Genomic DNA, 16,961 nt, shown 5'->3' with positions numbered 1-16,961 from the left:
CGGCGAGGGTCAGCGACTCGACCGCGGGCGGGGCGCAGCAGCCGCCACCGGTGGCCGCCGCGGGGGCCTCGTCGAACAGGCCCGCGCCGCCGCACACCCCGGTCTCGGGCAGCACGAGTTCCACCCGCTCGGCGGCTTCCCGGTCACCGGCGAGTTCCGCGGCGATCGAGCGGACCTGCTCGAAGCCGGTGAGCGCGAGGAACGTCGGCGCCCGGCCGTAGGCCTTCATTCCCGCGAGGAACACGTTCGGCTCCGGGTGCGAGAGCTCCTTGGCGCCGTGCGGGTACACGGTTCCGCAGGAGTGCGCGTTCGGGTTGATCAGCGGGGCCAGCGCGACCGGCGCCTGCAGCGTCGGGTCGAGGTCGAGGCGGACCTCCGACAGCCAGGTCAGGTTCGGGCGGAAGCCCGCCAGCACCACGACCTCGTCGACGGCGTCGACGGTCTCGCCCGTCGCGGAGACCAGGGTCAGCCTGCCGTTCGCGGCGCGGTCGACCCGCTCGGCGCGGAAGCCGGTGACGACGGAGATGTGTCCGGCCGCCACCGCCGCCTTCGCCCGCAGACCCAGCGCGCCGCGGGCGGGGAGCTGGTCGGCGTCGCCGCCGCCGAACACCGTGCCGGTGGCGCCCCGGCGGAGCACCCAGGTGATCTTCGTGGTCGGTTCGCGCTCGGCGAGACCGGCGAGGACGACCAGCGCGGTGAGCGCGGAGTGGCCGCTGCCCGCGACGGCGATGTGCTTGCCCGCCAGGCGTTCGCTCTCGTGGTCCAGGTTGGGGACGCGGTAGCTGATGCGGTCGGCCGCGGCCGACTCGCCGATGGCGGGCAGGCCGTCGCCGCCCAGCGGGTTCGGCGTGCCCCAGGTGCCGGAGGCGTCGATCAGTGCCTGGGCGGTGACCCGCTCCTCGCGGCCCTCGGCCGTGCGGATGTGCACGGTCAGCGGCTCGCTGTCGCGCCCGGCGTCGACGACCCGGTCACGTCCCCGGCGGGCCACGCCCACGACCTCCGCGTCGAAGCGGACGTGGTCGCCCAGGGCCTCGGCCAGCGGGGCGAGGTAGAGCGCGGCCCACTCGGCGCCGGTCGGGTAGGCGTCGACATCGGGGTGCGTCCAGCCGCGCGGTTCCAGGAGCCTGCGGGCGGCGGGGGCGACCAGCTCGGCCCAGCGGGAGAACAGGCGCACGTGGTTCCACTCGGCCACCGCGGCCCCGGCCCGGCTGCCGCGTTCGAGCACCAACGGGGTCAGGCCGCGCTCCAGGAGCTCCGCGCCCGCCGCCAGGCCAACGGGTCCGGCCCCCACCACCACGACTGGAAGGTCAGTCATCGTCCAAACCTCTTTCATCGACGCTGTTCGATGTAACGAGGACGAATGTATCGACTCCTGTCGATTAATGCAACCATCGACATTCGTCGATACTTCGAGGCTGGGTCAGCAGCAGTGTTTTCCGCGCCAGGCTTCGAGGCCTTCTCGGGCTGCTACAGCGGCGATGGTCAGGGCTGCGAGCGGGTCTGCCCACCACCAGTCCAACGTGCTGTTGAGGACCAACCCCACGAGCAGGACCGCGGACAGGTACGTGCACAGCAGGGTTTGCTTTGAGTCGGCGACGGCGGTGACGGAGCCGAGCTCACGCCCCGTACGGCGCTGGGCGTAGGACAGGGCGGGCATGATCACCAGCGACGCGGCGGCCAGGGCGATGCCGACGGGAGAGTGGTCGGCTGCCTCGGCGCCCAGTAGCGCCCGAATCGACTCGACCGTCACGTAGGCCGCCAGCACGAAGAACGACACCGCGATGATCCGCAGCGTCGCGCGTTCGCGGGTCTTGTGGTCCTTCGCGGCGAACTGCCAGGCCAGGGCGGTGGCCGAGGCGACCTCGATGACCGAGTCCAGGCCGAACCCGATCAGCGCGGTCGAGGAGGCGATGGTCCCCGCGGTGATCGCGATGATCGCCTCGACGATGTTGTAGCTGATGGTCGCGGCGACCAACAGGCGCACCCGGCGGGTCAGGACCTGTTGGCGCTCCACGGTTGTCGCCGGCGCGGTGCAGCACGCGCACTCGCTCATGACTCGTCCGCGCAGTCTTGTGTGGGCTCGACGGCGAGCACGACGTCGACGAGTTCGCGCAGGGCGCGGGCCAGGTGGGTGTCGGCGAGTTCGTAGCGGACCTGCCTGCCCTCGTACGCGGCGACGACGAGCCCGCAGCCACGCAGGCACGACAGGTGGTTGGACACGTTGGACCGGGTGAGCGCGAGGTCCTCGGCCAGTCGCGCCGGGTAGCCCGGTCCGTCGAGTAGGGACAGCAGGATGCGGCAGCGGGTCGGGTCGGCCAGGGCTCGCCCCAGTCGGGCGAGCGCGGACTCCCGGGTCTCAAAGGTCAGCATTCGGGCAACTATACAGTCACAGCTGAACCATTCTGGTCTCGTACATCCGGACCGCCACCACCAGCCCCGAGACAGCCGTGATCGCCGCGACGACCCAGATGGCCGCGCGCAGGCCCCAGGCATCGGCTACGACGCCCGCGAGCACGGCGCCGACCGCGAATCCGCCGTCGCGCCAGAGCCGGTAGACGCCGACCGCCCGTGCCCGCCAGACCGGGTGGGCGACATCGCCGACGGTGGCGAGCAGCGTCGGGTAGACCATCGCCGTGCCCGCGCCGAGCAGCGCCGCGGCCGTGACCCAGAGGCCGAACGTGTCGACGAGCGCGACCATGGCCAGGGCGAGGCCCTGCAGCAGCATCCCGGCGGTGATCAGGTGTTTGCGTCCCCAGTGGTCCGACAGCGGGCCGGTGATCAGCTGCCCGAGCCCCCAGACCGCGGGGTAGACGGCGGCGAGGATGCCGATGTGGGACAGGGACAGTCCGGCGGTGGCGAACAGGATCGGGAACAGTCCCCAGGCGAGACCGTCGTTGAGGTTGTTGACCATCCCGGCCTGGCTGGCGGCGGACAGAGCGGGCTCACGGAAGCTGGTGTGGGCGAAGATCTCCCGGCTGGTCAGGTCCGCGTGCAGGTGGTCGTGGCGGCCGTCCTCGCGAGCGGTGTGGTTGGTCGCTTCGAGCCGGGCGTGGCCGCGGGTCTCCTTGACGGCGAGGACGGTCAGCCCGAGCCCGAGGGCGGCGTAGGACAGGCCCAGCAGGAACGGCGCGGGCCGCAACCCGTAGCGCGCGGCCAGGTAGCCCGTGGCCAGGGCGGTGGCGGCGACCGCCATGTACCCGGCGGCCTCGTTGAGTCCCATCGCCAGGCCGCGCCTGCTCGGTCCCGCCAGGTCGATCTTCATGATCACGGTGGTGGACCAGGTGAGCCCCTGGTTGACCCCGAGCAGCACGTTGGCGACGACGACCCAGCCCCAGTGTGGGGCCCAGATCAGCAGCAGCGGCACGGGAATCGCGATCAGCCAGCCCGCGACGAGCACCGGTTTGCGGCCGAATCGGTCCGACCAGGTGCCCGCGAAGTAGTTGGTGGCGGCCTTGGTCAAGCCGAAGGCGAGCACGTAGGTCAGCAGGAAGGTGTAGCCGGTGAGGTGGAAGGTCTGTTCGGCGAGCAGCGGCAGAACCGTGCGTTCCTGGCCCAGCACGCCACCGACCAGCGCGTTGACCGCGACGAGCAGGCTGAACTGGGCGAGGTTGGCCCGCAGTCCGAGACGAAGGGCGGTGCTCATTCCGCTGACTCCGGTCTGTCCTGTGTGGACGAGCGCTCCGCGCGGTGGGGTGTGGAACACGTGGCCGTGCCGCTCGCGGTCACGGGCCGGTGTCCAATCGGCGGCCAGTGGCGTGGGCCCAGTCGTTCGCGCCGCCGGTCAGCACGGCCAGGTCGCGTTGGCCTGCCCGTTCCAGCACACTCGCCGCGCTCATGGCGCGTTCGCCGTGGCCGCACATCACCACCGTCGGCTCGGCGGGCACCTCGTCGGCGCGGTCGGGCAGGTCGCCGAGTTCGATGTGCGTCGCGCCCGGCAGGTGGCCGCCGGTGAACTCCGCGGTCTGCCGCACATCGAGAACGTTTCCCGACACTTCGTCGGCGCTGACCAGCCTCGTGGCGGTGGTCGGGAGGCGGGCGGCGGTCCAGGCGTCGAACACGCACTCGCCCGCCAGGTTGGTGTACCCGATTTTGGCGGCCTGCCAAGCAGTATCGGCCGAGTCCTGGTCGGGGCCGCGCATGATCACCAATGGCCGGTCATCGGGCGCCAGCCACCCCAGCCAGGAAGCGAAGGCCGGGCGCGCGGGAATGGACAGCGCGCCCGGCACATGGGCGGCGGCGAACTCCGGCACCGGCCGTATGTCCACGATCAGCGCGCCGTCGTCGAGCAGGGCGCGCACGGTGTCGACGTCCAATTCGGGCGGGACCGGCGGCCGGGCCAGGATCGGCGGCCCGAGCCGGTTGATCTCACCGAGCCGGGCGAAATACGGCGGATAGCTGCCCAGCGACCCCAGCAGGCGGGTGACGAACTCGTCCTCGTCGCTCAGGCGCAGCAACGGGTTCGTCGCCTTCTCGCGGCCGATCGTGCTGGTGCGTTCGGCGCCCGGGGGAGCGGAGCAGAACGACCCGGCGCCGTGGGTGGGCCACACCGCGACGTCGTCGGGCAGTTCGGCGAGCCTGCGCAGCGAGCTGAACTGCTTGCGCGCCAACTCTTCCGTCCGCTCCGGCGCGACCAGGTCGGTGCGTGCCGCGGCGCCGACGATCAGCGAGCCGCCGGTGAACACGCCGACCGGGCGGTCCCCGTCGAGCAGCAGGAACGACAGGTGCTCATGGGTGTGGCCGGGCGTGCCCAACGCGCGCAGCCGCAGGCCGCCGAGGTCGACCTCGTCCCCGTCGCGCAGCCCGGTGTGGGTGAACTCGCGGTGACCGTCGGCCGAGGCGAGCACCCGCGCGTCCTCGCCGGCGGAGAGCTGCCGCGCGCCCGAGAGGAAGTCGGCGTGCAGGTGGGTGTCGGCCGCGAAGGCGACGTGGAGGTCGCGCTTGCTCGCCTCCCTGTCGGTCTGCCGGAGGTCCAGACTGACGTCGACCACCAAGGCGCGGTCGTCCCCGAGGTCGACCAGATAAGCGGAATTGCCCAAACCCTCGTCCACGAGCGGCACAACATCGACTGCGGTCACGACGTCCTCCTCGGCCTCTGTTCTACACTATTCCATAGAAGATTGGAGAACCATGGGTGACCGTGCCGCGAAGACCGCCTTGTTCGACCAGTTCGCCCGTGTGGGCAAGGCGCTGGCCAGCGGAAAGCGTCTCGAACTGCTGGATTTGCTCGCCCAGGGTGAGCGGACCGTGGACGCACTCGCGCGCGCGGGCGACCTGGGGCTGACCACGGCGTCGGCGCACCTGCAGACGCTCAAGCAGGCCAACCTCGTCGAAACCCGGCGCGCCGGGACCAAGATCTATTACCGGCTCGCGGGCGGGGACGTCGCCGCGCTCTACGCGCTCGTGCGGTCCGTCGCCCACGACCGGCTGCCCGATGTCGACGCGGCCGCGAACGCTTACCTGGGCCCGGAAACCGAGTCCGTCACCCGCGACGAACTGCTGCGTCGCGTCGAGTCCGGCCGCGCGACGGTGATCGATGTGCGGCCCGCCGAGGAGTACGCCGCGGGCCACATCCCCGGCGCCCGGTCTGTCCCGCTGGACGACTTGGCGGACCTGCTCGCCGGCTTGCCTGCCGACCAGGAGATCGTCGCGTACTGCCGAGGCGCCTACTGCGTGCTGGCCCACGAAGCGGTCCGCCTGCTGCAAGCGCAGAACCGCCAAGCCGTCCGGTTGGCAGACGGCATGTTGGAATGGCGCCTGGCCACCCTCCCCGTGGAAGTCGGCTAGAATTTCTGGTCAGGTCTTGGTCGCCGCGAGCCGTTCCACGGTGCCTGCCTTGAGGCGCTCGCGTCGGTCGACCCTGAAGCCCGCTGCCTCCACCAGGGGCAGTGGTCGGCGGGTCTGGTAGTCGCCGATCATGCGCACGGTCACCAGTTCGAGCAGCCGTTGGACCAGCCGGATCGGCTTGTGGTGGCTGCCGATGTGGTCGAGGAGCAGCAGTCGCCCGCCTGGCCGCAGGACGCGGTGCATCTCCGCGATGGCGCCGCGCTCATCTGGGACGCCGCACAGGCCCAGAGTGCAGACCACCGTGTCGAACGACGAGTCGTCGAAGGGCAAACGCTGCGCGTCGCCCTGGATCAAGGTGACCTTGTGGCTGGTCTCCAACACCCGGGCGCGGGCGATGTCCAGCATGGCCGCGCTGAAGTCGAGACCCGTCAGCCGCACGCCTTCCGGATAGAACGGCAGGTTCCGTCCGGTGCCCACGGCCACTTCCAGCACCTCGCCGGAGGCCTGCGCGCACACCCACTCCCGGCCGCCCTTGAATTGGACGCGCTCGAAAAAGCCGATGTCGCGGTCGTAGCGCTCGGCGTAGCGGTCCCACTGGCGGTGGTGGTCGGTCATGGTGTCACCACGCTACTGGGAGTTCGACCAGGCCGCCGGTCAGCACGTCCTGGCGGATTCGCAAGTCCGCCAAGGGGATCGCCGGCCGCATCGTCGGGAAGCGGGTGACCAGGCCGCTGAAGACGGAGCGCAGTTCCAGTCGGGCCAGTGGCGCGCCGACGCAGTAGTGGCCGCCGTGGCCGAACGAGACGTGGGCGGCCGTGCGGCGGGTGATGTCGAACCGCTCGGGGTCGGGGAAGACGGCGGGGTCGTGGTTGGCCGCGCCGATGTCGAGCAGGACCAGATCCCCCGCCCGCACAAGGGTTCCGTCGATCTCGAGGTCCTCGCGGGCATACCGGGGGATGCCGGTCACGGACTTGTCGGGCGCCCGCAGCATTTCCTCGACGGCGTTCGGGATCAGGTCCGGGTTCTCCGCCATGGCTTGCCGCTGGTCGGGATTGGTCAGCAGCAGCAAGGCGCCGAACCCGATCTGCACGACGGTGGTCTCGTGTCCGGCGAACAGCAGTGACATCGCCAGGCCGGCGATCTCCGGGTCGGTGACGCCATCGACCGCCAGGAGCCGGGAGATCACGTCGTCCCCAGGCTCGCCGCGTTTGAGTGCGACGAGCCGGGTCCCGTAGTCGTAAAGATCGGCGAGTCCCTGTTCGGACCTGGCCCGGTCCGTGGTGTCGGCCGCGGCCAGGCTCCACGCGCGGAACTGGTCGCGATCCGCGTACGGGACGCCCAGCAGTTCGCAGATGACCAGGACAGGGAGCGGCACCGCGAGCAGTTGGACCAAGTCCGCGGGCTGAGACTGTCCCGCCAGGCCGTCGAGCAGTTCGGCGGTGAGCGCGTCGACTCGGTCGCCCAGGGCCGCCATCCGCCTGGCGGAGAAGTGTGGCTGCAGCAGGGCGCGCATTCGGGCGTGGTCGGCGGGCTCGGTGTCGAAGTCGCCGAGCGGGCCGCCGAACAGGGCGGACTCGCTGGAGCGGGCGGCGTTCGCCGGGTCGGGATGGGATCGCCCGAGTCTGGTGTCGGCCAACAGGGCTCGGACCTCGGCATGGCCGGTGACCTGCCAGGCGTTGTCCCCGGTGGGGGTCTGGATCCGCTTCGGCATGGCGCTCCGATCGTTTACAGGATTTTGTATATGGTGCTGTAAACAACGCTATATGTAGACTCCCGTGTAAACAAGAGGAGGTTGCGATGTCGGCAGCGCCCGAGACCCGCCGGATGCCCCGGGTCGAGCGCCGGGAACAGATCCTCGACGCGGCCACCCGGGCGTTCGCCCGAGCGGGATTCAGCGCGACCAACCTCGACGACGTGGCGGCGGAGGCGGGCATCACCCGCGTGCTTCTCTACCGGCACTTCGACTCGAAGACCGACATGTACCGCGCCGTGCTGGAACGCGCCTGCACACGGTTGAAGGACAGCGCCGGAGACGACGACTACGACGAGCGGAGCATCCCCGCGCTCCTGCGCGCGGCCACCGCCGACCCGGATGGATTCCGACTGCTGTTCCACCACGCCGCCCGCGAACCGGAGTTCCGCGACCTCGTCGACACCATCGTCGAGGACGGCGTGCGCACCGCGCTGCGGCACATCGCCGACCTCATCCCGAACCCCGCGTGGGCGAAGTGGGCGGCGCGGATGCTGCACACGGTCACGATCGAGGCGGTCATCGCGTGGTTGGACGAGGGAAGCCCGGACCCTGACGACGCCGCGGACCGGATCGGCCTCGTCGTTCACGGCGTCCTGCAAGCCGCTGGTCCGGCTGCGCGGGAGTCCTGAAGCCTTCACGCGGGGTTCGGCGATCACGCCATGCGTGGCCTCCGGCACCACGGATGACTGTGTAGACCACTGCTTCCCCGGGTATGTCGAGGGTTCCGGACCCACCAAGGAAGGAGTGATCTCGTTGAGCACGATCACCGAGAGCGTGGAGGTCGCAGTTCCGGTGACCGACGCCTTCAACCAGTGGACTCAGTTCGAGACCTTCCCGCGCTTCATCACCCCGGCCGTGTGCAGGGCTGCTCGCGGAGTCCAGGAAGCGAAGCGAACCCGATCACGACGACGACGGCGAGCAGCGAAAACGATCACCCCGGCCGGTCAAGCAGCTGTTCCACACCCACCGCGATAACCAACCCGCCCGCGTTCCCGAGCAGGTAGATGAACGCCGCCCCGGTGCTCCCGCCCGCGGCCCCGACAACCCGCTCAGTCGTGTCCAGCACGATCGGCAAAGCGGCCAGCAGCGGGTACCCGACCACGATCACCACCACGGTCGCCACCAGGGCTCCAGGCGCGATCGCCAGTGCCGCGCACCCGAGAGCCGTGATCAGCAGAGTCGCGCCCAACACCGGTCGTTCCAACCCCCGGTGCACCACCGGCGCCGGAAGCACCGCGGAGCCGACGATGCCGGAGAGCACGAGGACGGCCAGCAGAGTCCCAGCGGTCGCCGTCGAGACGCCCGCGGGTTTCAGCAACGGCTCCAGCCACGTGGTGAGCGCGATGAACACGCCGAACCCGACGAACACCAAGCCGCCCAGTGAACGCGTTCTCCGGTCGGCGAACAGCGCTCGCAGGGCGCCTGCCGAGACCCTCGCCGGGGTGTCGATCTCTTGGGGCGCCCGGCCACGCAGGCCGAACCAGAGTGCCGCGCCCGCCACCAGCGCCGCGCCGAAGTCGATCAGGAGTAGCGAACGCAGGCCGTCGGCTCCCATGGCGGCGCCGAGGACCAGGGCGGCCAGCATGCCCACCAGGTTCGCCGCGGCCGCGGCCGCGATGCCCGCGGGGCGCTGTCGGTCGGGGAGGTAGCCGTCGGCGAGTTTGCTGATCGCGTTGAGCACCAGGGGCTGGGCGACCGCGACCACGAGGTGCCCGGCGAGGACGAAGGCGTAGTCGTCGAACAGGCGCAGTCCGGCGCCCACGGCCACCAGCGCCGCGCCCGCGCCGAGCGTCGGGCGGAACCAGCGGTCGAGGACGATGCCCGCGGGCAGGGCGAGCACGACGTAGAGCAGCGGGAACACGTTCGCGAGCCAGCCGATCGCGCCCTCGGACACGCCGTAGTGGCTCGCGGCCGCCGTGGTGATCGGCGCGTAGGTCAGCCACACCAGCTGCAGCACCGCGCTGACCAGCCCATACGCGGCCACGACGAGCCGGCCGGAGACCTGACGACGACTATCGGACCGCACTGACATCGCTACCTCCGGCGCCACGACAAAACGTGACTTGGATTCATATTCGGTTATCGGCGCGGCGATGGCAAGGCTTCGGTCCACAGTGGCTTCCCGGTGAGCTCGTGGAGCCCCGATCGGGTGACACCCGCGCCCCGCACGGGTGAGTCGCTGGTGTGGTGCCGAAGCCGGTCGACCAGCCGTGCTTAGCCTGCGCGCCATGATGAGGTTCGGGTGGTGTGCCGCGGTGCTGGCATTGGCTCTGGTGACGGGATGTTCAGGCACCGACGGTGGAACGCCTCCCGCCGCCGCGTCCGGCCGCTTCGTCGCCTCCTACGAGCCCGCCACGACCGACGCCAACCGGGCCGAGGAGAAGCTGCTGCGGGACAACCGCGTCCTGGAGGACTTCGCCGACTCCATGACCGAGTATGTGCGCATCCCCGGTGACATCCGGGTGGTGGCGAAGGAATGCGGCGAGGCCAACGCCTTCTACCTTCCCGATGAGCACGCGATCCACTACTGCTACGAGCTTTCCGCCGCCGAACGCCTCCTGTTCGCCAAGGACGGCACGTCGGGCGAAGCCCTCGATGGCGAGGTCTACAACAGCGCGGTCGGCACGCTCTACCACGAAGCCGGCCACGCGCTGATCGGCGAACTCGACCTCAAGATCACCGGCCGGGAGGAGGACGTCGCCGACCAGCTCGCCGCCTACGTCCTCACCAGCGCGGACGAATTCAAGGACATCCTGCTCACGGTCGCGAAGTCCTACCAGATCAGCGCCGAGGAGGTCACCAACCTCGATCAGCTGCCGTTCTACGACACGCACTCGCTCGACCCGCAGCGGTCGGTCAACTTCCTGTGCTACCTCTACGGCTCCGACGACAAGCGGTTCGAGCAGTTGGTGGCCGACGGCTCGCTGCCCGCCGAGCGGGCCGAGTCCTGCGGTGACGAGTACACCAAGCTTGTCGGCGGCTGGGAATCCCTGCTGGCGCCGCACATCAAGTAGTTCGTCCACTGTGGATGTCCCAATCGGACGGAGCATGTGATGGAGCTTCAGCGACACGCGGCCGAGCAGTGGTTCCGGCGGCGCGGGCTGCCCGCGGTGGTGCGCGGCAGGCCGACCCAGCTGCTCGTCCGGATCCTGCCCGCCCTGGCCTACCTCGGCACGGCCGAGTTGCTCACCGACGTGCTCTTCCTGGTCGACGGCGCCACCCAGGAGGAGTGGGAGGTGCTCATGGAGAACCCCGCCTATGAAGTGGGGTACTACGCGCTGCTGCTGGGGCTGCTCGTCCTGCCGCCGCTGAGCGCCTGGCTGGCGATGATGTGGGTCCGGCGGGCCACCGCCGCCGGCGCGTCACGCGGCCGGGTGACGGCGGTCGTCGCCATCGCCCTCTACCTGGTGGCGCTTCCCCTCATCGGCTACCTGATCGACGCGACGTCCTTGCTGTTCAATCTGGTCCAAGGTGTGCTCATGGTCGTGGCGGCGATCGTGCTGGTCGCCCTTGGCGTGGGCTCGGTGTTCGCCTGGGCGACGCGGATGGCGGTGCGCCAACTGCGCAAACTCGGGACCCTGACCAGCCGCGCGCTGCCCTTGTTGTTGCTGTTCACCACGTTCGGCTTCCTTACCGCCGAGGTCTGGCAGGGCATCACGGCGTTGCGCGGCAGCCAGATCTGGCGGGTCGTCGGCTTCTTCGCCGTGTTGGCGATGCTGTTCATGGTCGCGGTGCTCTCCGACGAACTCCACGACCTGATCACCTCACGGCCCCGCGGCGCCGATCCGGCGAAGCTGCGGGGCAGCCCGTTCGAGGACTTCCTGGACGACCACCCCGCGGGCGTCCACCCACTGCGGCGGGTGGAGCGGCTGAACATGGTGCTCGTGTTGCTGCTGGCCCAGCTGATCCAGGCGGTGGCCTTCGGCCTGCTGATGTTCGCGATCTTCGTGACCTTCGGGACCCTCGCCGTGCGCCACGAGGTGATGAAGGCGTGGAGCACGCACGACCTGACCAGCGGCACCATCTACGGCATCTACCTGCCATTCCCCAACGAGCTGCTGCAGGTGTCGATCTTCCTGGCCGCGTTCTCCGGCCTGTACTTCGCCACGTCCACGGCCACCGACGCGCGGATCCGGCAGAGCTTCTTCGACCCGCTGATCGAGCACATGGCGGTGAACCTGTCCGCCCGGCACCTCTACCTCGGCCGGTGGGTCGGTCAGCCTTCGGGCAGCACCACCCAGAGCACGATGTAGATCAGGAACTGCGGTCCGGGAAGGATGCAGGACAGCACGAACAGCCACCGGATCGTGCTCGGCTTGCGGCCGACTTTCTCCGCGATCCCACCGCACACCCCGGCGATCATCCGATTCCTGCGGGACCTGACCAACTCGACCGCCATGACGCTCCTCTCGGCTGGACTCCCAGTGTCGCCCAGCGCGGGATGTCCCGCATGTCCCGTCAGCGGTCGACCAGGATCACCTCGTACTGGGAAGCCGTGGGCGGCAGGCCCGTGTCGAACTTGGCGTTCACGACCGCGAGCGTGTTGCCGTGCAAGGCGGCAGTCGTCGGGATCTGGAACAGCGGGCTGGTGATCGTCTTGACCAGGGTTCCGCTGCTCAGGTCCGGGCTCAGACGCCACCGGGTGACCTGGTTCTGGAAGTTCTGCACCACCCACAGGTCGCGGCCGTTGAGCACGATGCCGTCGGCGTTCGGCACGTCGACGCCAGCCACCACCGCGCCGGCCCCGGTCTCCGGGTCCACCGTGTAGATCGCCGCGTTGGCCGTGTGGGCGACCAGGAGGGTGTCGCCGTTGGGCGTCGCCTCGATGCCGTTGAGGTTGAAGTCGCCGGTGATCTCGCCCGCCGGGCCGGTCAGCACCAGGGTCTGGGCCGGGCCGGGCTCACCGGTCGGGCTGACCGGGACGAAGTACAGGTGCGGCTGGAACGAGTCGGTGAACCACGCCCCGCCCCGGACGACGACGACGACGTCGTTGACCGCGCCGCCGAGTTGGTACGTGGCGACGTCGGCTCCCGTGGTGCCGTCGTAGAGGTGGGCTTGGCCGTTGAATCCGCCCGCCACGAACAGCAGGTCGGTGCGCTTGTCGTATTTGACGCCCAGCGCCATCCGGCCCGCGGGCACGTCCCGGAACAGCTCGGCGGTTCCGCGCTGGTAGTCGCCCCGGTAGATGTCGCCCGCGAACAGGTCACCCGCGAAGAACGTCGACCCGCGTCCCGTGGCCACACCCTCCGCCGACCGCGCGCCGGGCAGCACGATGACCGCACTGGCGGGCGCCGCCGCGGCGGGGACAACCGCCGCCAGGATCAGCGCCGCCGCCACGGGCAGGCTGGATAGGTTACGTCGCAGGACCTTCATGACCGCCTCCTCACCGTCGGGGACCGCCACCCATCATGGGCCGGGCGGACGGGGAAAAACGACGGGCCATCGGACCCCATCACCGCGGCAACGCACCCGCCAACGCTCTGGTGACGGCGTCGACCCGCTCCTTGGCGGCTGCCATGGGCCTACCCTGCTGGACGGAGAGCAACGCGACCGCGTACCGGCCGTGGAGGACACCCGCGCTGTGCAGGTACGCCAGGCCGGGCCGGTACGACATCCAGCCCTGCTTCGAGTACGCGTCGACGCCGGGCGCGTGCAGCCCGAAGGCCTGGTCGAACCCGTCGGCGGCGCGCGCGGGTGCGGCGGAGAGCGCGGCGACGATGGGGTCGCGGGCGGGGGAGGACTGGATGTGGGCCTGTAATCGCGCGATGTCGTCGGCGGTCACCATGGTCTCGCCCCATTCGGCCGGGTCACGCGGGGCTGAGGTCTTGGTCATCCCCGCGAGCCCTGACACCCGCCGCACGGCGCCTACCCCGTCGTGCAGGCCCCAGAGGGCATTCATCGCTTCGTCGTCGCTGGTCGACAGGGCTCGCCGCACCCGCTCGCGGTCGGCGGGTGACACGTCCTTGGACAGCACGTCGACGGCGACGATCAGCTTGGCGATCGACGCCGAGTAGAACGGCCGGTCGCCGCCACTGCTCGCCATGCGGCCGGTGGTCAGGTCGATGACCGCCAACCCGAGTTTCATCCGGCTGTCCGCCGCCGCGACCCCGGCGGCCACGGCGCCTGCGAGGTCCACCTCGAGCACCGGCATGGCGGCGGGCGGCGCGCGCACCCCGGCCTCCACCGAGACGGTCACCCCTTGCCGGACCAGGGTCCCGGTGGCGGGAGGGACCGCCGTGGTGACCGCGAAGGCCACCGTCATCAGCGCCACGGCCAGACCGGGGCGAACAAGCGAGCGCACCGGCACAGCCTCCACCGTCGGCGCGCCCCAATCCAGCGATTCGACGCGTCGTGACTTGGCTGTCATGTGAGGGCGAGTTTCGTGGGTCGAGCTTTCGCTCAGCCGCCGTTCGCGTAGTTCGGCAGTAGGCGAACGACCTCGGCTGGGGTGGGCATCCGGGCGATTTCCTCGGCGACGACCCGCGCCGCCGAGGTCCGCCACCCGCACCCGACCGGCGGCGACCACCACCTGCCCGCCCAGCGTCGCCAGACCCTTGATGGCCGTGGTGAGCAACTCGGCGGTGCCGAACGCGGTGCCGAGCGTCAGGTAGATCAGCGAGTTGGAACTGTGGTCCCACACCGCCGGTGCCGGCGTGGAGAACGGGACGGGTCGCAGCTCGATCCGGTCCGCGGTGGCGAGGAAGTCCTTGTCCTGCCCACTCGTGGATCACCAGGTCGGGCCGCAACCGCGCCGGCTCGAGGTCCTCGGCGTACATCTCGAATCCGCGGGCCGAAACGGCCGCAGCCCCTGCGCGGCCAACGGCGCGTGCACCTCCTCGCCGGCGGCGAAGTGCACCTCGTGCCCGGCCTCCCGCGCGGCGATCGCGAGGGGGATCAGGGGATAGGTGTGACCGACCGACGCCAGACTGGCGAACAGCACGCGCATGTGGGCGAACCTACACACGACGTCGCGCACACGACCAGGGTCAGGGTTCGCTCCCGCGCAGGCGGTCGAGCACCCGGCGCTCTCGTTTCGTCGGGCGGCCCGCACCCCGGTCCCGCCGGGCGACGGAGATGGCGGCTTCGGGGGTCGGGGCGGGGGTGCGGTCGATCAGGCAGGTCGCCGCGTCGGTCGCGCCGACCCGCTTCTGGATGGCGCGCACGACCTCCACCACCCGCGTGACCCCGCCGACCCGCACGCGCACCTCATCGCCCGCGACCACGGTCGTCGCGGGCTTGGCCGGCCGGTCGTTGATCCGCACGTGCCCGCCCCGGCAGGCCGCGGCGGCGTCCGGCCGGGTCTTGGTCAGCCGGACCGCCCACAGCCAGCGGTCCACGCGAGTGCTCTCCACAGCCGTCCATGATGGCCTACCGGCCTGGCTCCGGTCAGGACCGGTTGAACGAGTACTCGCTCGCGAAGGTGTCCACCTGCGGCAGGTCGTGGCCGAGCCGGTCGCGTTTCGCGGTCAGGTAGCCGACGTTGTGGTCGGTAGCGGGGGCGAGGAGCGGCACCCGTTCCACGACCGCGATGCCGTTCGCCTCCAGGGCGTGGATCTTGTCGGGGTTGTTGGACATCAGCCGGACCGAGCGGACCCGCAGGTGTTTGAGGATCCTCGTGGCCGGGGTGTAGTCCCTGGTGTCGATCGGGAACCCGAGCGTCGTGGCCGAGTCCAGGGTGTCGAGCCCCTGCTCGTCCTGCAGGACGTGCGTGCGCACCTTCGCGAGCAGGCCGATCCCGCGGCCCTCGTGCCCGCGCAGGTAGACGAACACCCCGCTGCCCTCGCTGACGATGCGGTCGAGGGCCGCGTCGAGTTGGTCGCCGCAATCGCAGCGCGTGGCGCCGAAGATGTCGCCGGTCATGCATTCGGAGTGGACCCGGACGAGCACGTTCTCCCGCGGCGCCGCCGTCCCGTAGACCAGGGCCATGTGTTCGTGGCCGTCCCGGAAGGCGACGGCGCGGAACTTGCCGTGGCGGGTCATGAGGTCGGACTCCGCGATGTCCTCGCGACTGATTGCCTCGTCCACAGCGGTCCCTTCAGCAGGCTCCGGCCGGACGGTCATTACGCTCGGTCGAAGGTCGTACGGTATCCGGTGCACTTGTGGAGGTCACCCTGTTCAGCATCACTGTTCGTGATCACGTGATGATCGCCCACAGCTTCCGCGGCGAGGTTTTCGGCCCGGCGCAGCGCCTGCATGGAGCTACGTTCGTGGTGGACGCGAGGTTCACCCGCGCCGAACTCGATTCGGACAACATCGTGGTCGACATCGGCCTGGCGACCGAGGAACTCGGCAAGGTGCTCGCCGACCTCAACTACCGCAACCTCGACGACGAACCCGCGTTCGCCGGGATCAACACCTCGACGGAGTTCCTGGCCAAGGTCATCGCCGACCGGCTCGCCAAGCGGGTGCGCGCGGGCGCGCTGGGCGAGGGCGCGCGCGGGCTCGCCGGGATCGAGGTCACGCTCCACGAGTCGCACGTCGCCTGGGCGAGCTACGAACGGTTCCTGTGAACGCTGTCCACGTCGTCCTGCCCGGTGGCGTCGACGATCCGGCGACACCCAGCGGCGGCAACGTCTACGACCGCCGCGTGTGCCGTGGCCTGGTCGAGTCGGGGGTGGCGGTCCACGAGGTCGCCGTCCCCGGCGCCTGGCCGCGCCCGGACACGGCTGCCCGTGCGGACCTGGCAGGCGCGCTCGCCGCGATCCCCGACGGGTCGGTCGTGCTGCTCGACGGGCTGGTGGCGTGCGGCGTCCCCGAGGTCGTCGTGCCCCACGCCGGTCGGCTGCGGCTGGCGGTCCTGGTGCACCTGCCGCTGGCGGACGAGACCGGACTTCCCCCGGCGCTCGCGTCGGCGCTCGACGCCGCCGAGGTGCAGACCCTGCGCGCGGCCGACGCGGTCGTGACCACCAGCCCGTGGGCGACGCGGCTGCTGGTCGAGCGGCACGGACCGGCCGCCGACCGGGTGCACACCGTCACCCCGGGGACCGATCCCGCGCCGACGGCGTCCGGCACCGACGCCGGGACCCGACTGCTCTGCGTCGCCTCCGTGACCCCGCGCAAGGGTCACGACCTGCTCATCGAAGCCCTCGCCGACGTCGCCGAGCTACCGTGGACTTGCGAATGCGTCGGCCCGCTGGGCGACCCCGGCTACGTCGAGGAGCTGCGCCTCCTGATCGAGCGACACCGCCTCGGCGACCGGGTGTCGTTCGACGGCCCGCGCACCGGCGAATCCCTGAGCGACGCGTATGCGTCGGCTGACCTGCTGGTGCTGCCGTCGCGAGCGGAGACCTACGGCATGGTTGTGGCCGAGGCCTTGGCCCGCGGGGTCCCGGTGCTGGCGACCGCGGTGAGCGGTGTCCCCGAGACCCTCGGCCAGGCCCCGGACGGCGGCATTCCCGGGCTGTTGGCGCCCCCAGGCGACGCC

Annotated in this window: 18 protein-coding genes and 2 pseudogenes; 7 read left to right on the top strand and 13 right to left on the bottom strand. The window is 70.6% G+C overall.

The window, feature by feature from the left end; all coding sequences use genetic code 11:
* The 5 genes from ACRDSQ_RS05535 to ACRDSQ_RS05515 form a co-directional block, all read right to left on the bottom strand.
* On the bottom strand, window positions 1–1,315 hold a 1,315-nt coding region (locus ACRDSQ_RS05535; protein WP_431419363.1), incomplete at its 3' end, for an NAD(P)-binding domain-containing protein.
* 105 nt (window positions 1,316–1,420) lie between these two features.
* Window positions 1,421–2,053 carry a cation transporter gene (locus tag ACRDSQ_RS05530; protein ID WP_431419361.1) on the bottom strand — a complete coding sequence of 211 codons (633 nt, stop codon included), beginning with the start codon at window positions 2,051–2,053 and terminating at the stop codon, window positions 1,421–1,423.
* Window positions 2,050–2,370 carry a Cd(II)/Pb(II)-sensing metalloregulatory transcriptional regulator CmtR gene (gene cmtR, locus ACRDSQ_RS05525; RefSeq protein WP_431419359.1) on the bottom strand — a complete coding sequence of 107 codons (321 nt, stop codon included), beginning with the start codon at window positions 2,368–2,370 and terminating at the stop codon, window positions 2,050–2,052. The genes ACRDSQ_RS05530 and cmtR overlap by 4 nt, the downstream gene beginning before the upstream one ends.
* Window positions 2,371–2,386: 16 nt before the next feature.
* A complete protein-coding gene (locus tag ACRDSQ_RS05520; protein ID WP_431419357.1) occupies window positions 2,387–3,643 on the bottom strand; it encodes an MFS transporter in 1,257 nt (418 codons plus the stop codon).
* 79 nt (window positions 3,644–3,722) lie between these two features.
* On the bottom strand, window positions 3,723–5,075 hold the full coding sequence (locus ACRDSQ_RS05515; RefSeq protein ID WP_431419356.1) for an MBL fold metallo-hydrolase: 1,353 nt from the start codon (window positions 5,073–5,075) through the stop codon (window positions 3,723–3,725).
* A 52-nt stretch (window positions 5,076–5,127) separates the two neighbouring features.
* Here ACRDSQ_RS05515 and ACRDSQ_RS05510 point away from each other — a divergent pair, with 52 nt between their 5' ends.
* The gene (locus ACRDSQ_RS05510; RefSeq protein ID WP_431419355.1) at window positions 5,128–5,784 is read left to right on the top strand and encodes an ArsR/SmtB family transcription factor; all 657 of its coding nucleotides are present in this window, start codon (window positions 5,128–5,130) and stop codon (window positions 5,782–5,784) included.
* 9 nt (window positions 5,785–5,793) lie between these two features.
* Here the strand turns inward: ACRDSQ_RS05510 and ACRDSQ_RS05505 are convergent, their stop codons facing one another.
* Entirely contained in the window at window positions 5,794–6,399 is a 606-nt protein-coding gene (locus tag ACRDSQ_RS05505) for a class I SAM-dependent methyltransferase (RefSeq protein ID WP_431419353.1), read from the bottom strand.
* A 4-nt stretch (window positions 6,400–6,403) separates the two neighbouring features.
* Window positions 6,404–7,495, bottom strand: a complete 1,092-nt coding sequence (locus ACRDSQ_RS05500) for a cytochrome P450 (RefSeq protein ID WP_431419351.1) — start codon at window positions 7,493–7,495, stop codon at window positions 6,404–6,406.
* 86 nt (window positions 7,496–7,581) lie between these two features.
* Here ACRDSQ_RS05500 and ACRDSQ_RS05495 point away from each other — a divergent pair, with 86 nt between their 5' ends.
* Window positions 7,582–8,166, top strand: a complete 585-nt coding sequence (locus tag ACRDSQ_RS05495; RefSeq protein WP_431419349.1) for a TetR/AcrR family transcriptional regulator — start codon at window positions 7,582–7,584, stop codon at window positions 8,164–8,166.
* Window positions 8,167–8,290: 124 nt separating this feature from the next.
* Window positions 8,291–8,383 (top strand): annotated as a pseudogene (locus ACRDSQ_RS05490) (SRPBCC family protein); the annotation flags it as partial.
* A gap of 85 nt (window positions 8,384–8,468) precedes the next feature.
* Here ACRDSQ_RS05490 and ACRDSQ_RS05485 read toward each other — a convergent pair.
* Window positions 8,469–9,569 carry an MFS transporter gene (locus ACRDSQ_RS05485; RefSeq protein ID WP_431419347.1) on the bottom strand — a complete coding sequence of 367 codons (1,101 nt, stop codon included), beginning with the start codon at window positions 9,567–9,569 and terminating at the stop codon, window positions 8,469–8,471.
* A 196-nt stretch (window positions 9,570–9,765) separates the two neighbouring features.
* Between ACRDSQ_RS05485 and ACRDSQ_RS05480 the strand changes: the two genes are divergently transcribed.
* Window positions 9,766–10,551: a DUF4344 domain-containing metallopeptidase gene (locus ACRDSQ_RS05480; protein WP_431419345.1), complete on the top strand. Its 786-nt coding sequence runs from the start codon at window positions 9,766–9,768 to the stop codon at window positions 10,549–10,551.
* A 39-nt stretch (window positions 10,552–10,590) separates the two neighbouring features.
* Entirely contained in the window at window positions 10,591–11,790 is a 1,200-nt protein-coding gene (locus ACRDSQ_RS05475; protein WP_431419343.1) for a hypothetical protein, read from the top strand.
* Here ACRDSQ_RS05475 and ACRDSQ_RS05470 read toward each other — a convergent pair.
* The 5 genes and pseudogenes from ACRDSQ_RS05470 to ribA all read right to left on the bottom strand — a co-directional run bounded on the left by ACRDSQ_RS05470 (window position 11,754) and on the right by ribA (window position 15,562).
* Window positions 11,754–11,936, bottom strand: coding sequence for a PspC domain-containing protein (locus ACRDSQ_RS05470; protein ID WP_431419342.1), 183 nt, complete (start codon window positions 11,934–11,936; stop codon window positions 11,754–11,756). The genes ACRDSQ_RS05475 and ACRDSQ_RS05470 overlap by 37 nt on opposite strands.
* A gap of 59 nt (window positions 11,937–11,995) precedes the next feature.
* The gene (locus tag ACRDSQ_RS05465; RefSeq protein WP_431419340.1) at window positions 11,996–12,910 is read right to left on the bottom strand and encodes a hypothetical protein; all 915 of its coding nucleotides are present in this window, start codon (window positions 12,908–12,910) and stop codon (window positions 11,996–11,998) included.
* 1,114 nt (window positions 12,911–14,024) lie between these two features.
* Window positions 14,025–14,483: pseudogene (locus ACRDSQ_RS05460) on the bottom strand (glycosyltransferase); the annotation flags it as partial.
* A gap of 40 nt (window positions 14,484–14,523) precedes the next feature.
* Window positions 14,524–14,889, bottom strand: a complete 366-nt coding sequence (locus tag ACRDSQ_RS05455; protein WP_431419338.1) for an RNA-binding S4 domain-containing protein — start codon at window positions 14,887–14,889, stop codon at window positions 14,524–14,526.
* Window positions 14,890–14,923: 34 nt separating this feature from the next.
* Entirely contained in the window at window positions 14,924–15,562 is a 639-nt protein-coding gene (gene ribA / locus ACRDSQ_RS05450) for a GTP cyclohydrolase II (protein WP_431419336.1), read from the bottom strand.
* An 86-nt stretch (window positions 15,563–15,648) separates the two neighbouring features.
* Between ribA and ACRDSQ_RS05445 the strand changes: the two genes are divergently transcribed.
* Complete coding sequence (locus ACRDSQ_RS05445; RefSeq protein WP_431419364.1) at window positions 15,649–16,047, top strand: 6-pyruvoyl trahydropterin synthase family protein; 399 nt, start codon at window positions 15,649–15,651, stop codon at window positions 16,045–16,047.
* The coding region (locus tag ACRDSQ_RS05440; RefSeq protein WP_431419335.1) for a glycosyltransferase family 4 protein at window positions 16,044–16,961 on the top strand (918 nt) is incomplete at its 3' end. The genes ACRDSQ_RS05445 and ACRDSQ_RS05440, both read left to right, overlap by 4 nt.

It is taken from the genome of Actinokineospora sp. (assembly GCF_050699995.1).
In the GTDB taxonomy this organism is placed as follows: domain Bacteria; phylum Actinomycetota; class Actinomycetes; order Mycobacteriales; family Pseudonocardiaceae; genus Actinokineospora.
This window is presented reverse-complemented; position numbering and strand designations above follow the sequence as displayed.

What these genes read in the sequence shown, in the direction of transcription:
- ACRDSQ_RS05520 (WP_431419357.1), bottom strand. Translation starts at nt 3,643, where the DNA reads ATGAGCACCGCCCTTCGTCTCGGACTGCGGGCCAACCTCGCCCAGTTC.
- ACRDSQ_RS05530 (WP_431419361.1), bottom strand. Translation starts at nt 2,053, where the DNA reads ATGAGCGAGTGCGCGTGCTGCACCGCGCCGGCGACAACCGTGGAGCGC.
- ACRDSQ_RS05470 (WP_431419342.1), bottom strand. Translation starts at nt 11,936, where the DNA reads ATGGCGGTCGAGTTGGTCAGGTCCCGCAGGAATCGGATGATCGCCGGG.
- cmtR (WP_431419359.1), bottom strand. Translation starts at nt 2,370, where the DNA reads ATGCTGACCTTTGAGACCCGGGAGTCCGCGCTCGCCCGACTGGGGCGA.
- ACRDSQ_RS05485 (WP_431419347.1), bottom strand. Translation starts at nt 9,569, where the DNA reads ATGTCAGTGCGGTCCGATAGTCGTCGTCAGGTCTCCGGCCGGCTCGTC.
- ACRDSQ_RS05475 (WP_431419343.1), top strand. Translation starts at nt 10,591, where the DNA reads ATGGAGCTTCAGCGACACGCGGCCGAGCAGTGGTTCCGGCGGCGCGGG.
- ACRDSQ_RS05480 (WP_431419345.1), top strand. Translation starts at nt 9,766, where the DNA reads ATGATGAGGTTCGGGTGGTGTGCCGCGGTGCTGGCATTGGCTCTGGTG.
- ACRDSQ_RS05510 (WP_431419355.1), top strand. Translation starts at nt 5,128, where the DNA reads ATGGGTGACCGTGCCGCGAAGACCGCCTTGTTCGACCAGTTCGCCCGT.
- ACRDSQ_RS05465 (WP_431419340.1), bottom strand. Translation starts at nt 12,910, where the DNA reads ATGAAGGTCCTGCGACGTAACCTATCCAGCCTGCCCGTGGCGGCGGCG.
- ACRDSQ_RS05500 (WP_431419351.1), bottom strand. Translation starts at nt 7,495, where the DNA reads ATGCCGAAGCGGATCCAGACCCCCACCGGGGACAACGCCTGGCAGGTC.
- ACRDSQ_RS05495 (WP_431419349.1), top strand. Translation starts at nt 7,582, where the DNA reads ATGTCGGCAGCGCCCGAGACCCGCCGGATGCCCCGGGTCGAGCGCCGG.
- ACRDSQ_RS05505 (WP_431419353.1), bottom strand. Translation starts at nt 6,399, where the DNA reads ATGACCGACCACCACCGCCAGTGGGACCGCTACGCCGAGCGCTACGAC.